Genomic DNA, 1,883 nt, shown 5'->3' on the forward strand with positions numbered 1-1,883 from the left:
TGTGTACGCCCAGCATGGGCGTCATCTCTAGGGTGAAAGTCCCGAACGGGGGCTGGCGAACGCCTACCGTTAGCCAAGAGCAAGGGTGTCCGCCGTGAGGCGGAATCTGAAGGAAGCTGGAGGCAAAAGCACGAGCTAAGGTACACGAACTGGATTTGAGGCAGGGATAGTCGGATGAGTCACCACAACATGACGAAATCCAAAGTCGCCAAGGGCTTCCCCTGTAAACTCCAGTAGCTGCGGGCGGAAAGATGACGTTCTTATCTGGGGAGGCCTGCGGGAGACGCGAAGAAACTTCGTAACCGCGGCTGAGAAGCCGCGCTGAACCCGCAGGAGTCAGCAGAGGCCATAGTACGGAAGTACGGGACGCCGGAAACCGGAAGGGCCGAACCAAAAGGAGAGAGGAAACCGATGCGTTCGCACGAAGAGCAAAGACAGCAGAATATCTCGCAAGAGAGCTTTCGACAAAGAGAAGCAGTGAAGCTGCCAGGGTATGTTGGAGCGCCGAGTTCTTCGACGGCACAAGTCGCCCCTTCCTCTCGCGAAGCGAATAACGACTTGTTGGAGCGAATGCTCCGAGGAGACAACCTTAGGCTCGCCTACAAGCGGGTGGTGCAAAACGGAGGAGCACCCGGTGTGGACCGTGTAACGGTAGCGAATCTACAGGCTTACCTGAAAACACACTGGGAACCGGTGAAAGCCGAACTCCTAGCGGGAACGTACAGACCCAAGCCAGTCAAACGGGTGGAAATCCCCAAACCCGGAGGCGGCGCGAGGATGCTCGGAATCCCAACCGTAATGGACCGCTTCCTCCAACAAGCACTTCTGCAAGTGATGAATCCAATCTTCGACCCCGCATTCTCGAAGCACAGCTATGGCTTTCGCCCCGGAAAGCGAGCGCATGATGCGGTAAAGCAAGCGCAAAGCTACATTCAGGAGGGTTTTCGCTGGGTGGTAGACATGGATCTGTCCAAATTCTTTGATCGAGTGAACCATGACATGCTCATGGCAAGAGTGGCCCGGAAAGTGGCGGACAAACGTGTCCTGAAACTCATCCGAGGTTATCTAAATGCAGGAGTCATGACAAACGGAGTGCTTGAGAAAACAGAAGAGGGAACGCCGCAAGGTGGACCGCTGAGTCCGCTATTAGCGAACATCCTGTTGGACGATTTGGACAAGGAGCTAGCGAAACGAGAATTGCGTTTCGTCCGCTATGCGGATGACTGTAATATCTTTGTAGCCAGCAAACGCGCGGGAGAAAGAGTCATGGATTCGGTGACACGCTATGTGGAAGGTAAGTTAAAACTGAAAGTGAATCGAGAGAAAAGTGCAGTGGACCGACCTTGGAACCGCAAGTTTCTAGGGTTCAGCTTTCTAAGTAACCGGAAAGCGACGATTCGATTAGCCCCGCAAACCATTTCACGATTCAAAGAGACGGTGCGAGAGCTAACAAACCGAACGCGCTCCATGTCGATGGAAAGCCGGATTCAGCAATTAAACCGATATCTCATCGGTTGGATTGGCTATTTCCGTCTGGCCTCGGCCAAAACACACTGTGAAACCTTCGATAAATGGATTCGCCGACGATTGCGCATGTGTCTATGGAAGCAGTGGAAACAGGTGCGAACGCGAATTCGCGAGTTAAGGGCGCTGGACGTTCCGAATTGGGCATGCTTCGCAATGGCTAATGCTAGACGCGGTGCATGGGAGATGTCTCGAAACACAAATAATGCCCTTCCGACTTCCTACTGGGAAGCAAAAGGGCTGAAGAGTTTACTTACTCGTTATTTAGAACTTTGTTAACCATTTGGAACCGCCGTATGCGGACCCGCATGTACGGTGGTGTGAGAGGACGGGGGCTAGGCGCCCCCTCCTACTCGATT

The 1,883-nt window shown here is 53.4% G+C and carries 1 protein-coding gene; it reads left to right on the top strand.

The window, feature by feature from the left end:
- Window positions 1-411 precede the first annotated feature (411 nt).
- Window positions 412-1,803: a group II intron reverse transcriptase/maturase gene (ltrA, locus tag WFK81_RS30695; protein ID WP_336791194.1), complete on the top strand. Its 1,392-nt coding sequence runs from the start codon at window positions 412-414 to the stop codon at window positions 1,801-1,803.
- The last annotated feature ends 80 nt before the right edge of the window (window positions 1,804-1,883 follow it).

Origin of the sequence: Paenibacillus sp. MMO-177 (assembly GCF_037147795.1) — a bacterium.
Classification (GTDB): Bacteria; Bacillota; Bacilli; order Paenibacillales; family Paenibacillaceae; genus Pristimantibacillus.

Coding starts and splice junctions, on each gene's coding strand:
- ltrA (WP_336791194.1), top strand. CDS start 412: ATGCGTTCGCACGAAGAGCAAAGACAGCAGAATATCTCGCAAGAGAGC.